1 protein-coding gene is annotated in these 226 nt (G+C 50.4%); it reads right to left on the minus strand.

All coding sequences use genetic code 11. From position 1 onward, the window contains the following. On the minus strand, positions 1 to 226 hold a 226-nt coding region (locus tag NE671_RS15755; protein ID WP_330641843.1), incomplete at both ends, for a DHHA2 domain-containing protein.

A 226-nucleotide genomic window follows, 5' to 3' on the forward strand; every position in this document is an offset into this window, starting at 1 on the left:
TACGCATAATCGCTGTTCATCAGCTGAGCAGCCTCCATCATTGCCGGGATCAGCTGCTTCTTTCTGGAAACCACACACTGCAGACTGAAAGTATCTCCATCCGGTTTCCGCTCAAAAGCGATCTCCGGCATCTGCTGGCTGCCCTCCCCGTAAAACAGAAGCTGTGTAGACTCCTCCTGGATTTTCGTCAGCTTAAAATAAACTCTCGTGATATCATGACGGCCAC

This window comes from Blautia sp. DFI.9.10, assembly GCF_024461705.1.
In the GTDB taxonomy this organism is placed as follows: Bacteria; Bacillota; Clostridia; order Lachnospirales; family Lachnospiraceae; genus Blautia_A; species Blautia_A fusiformis.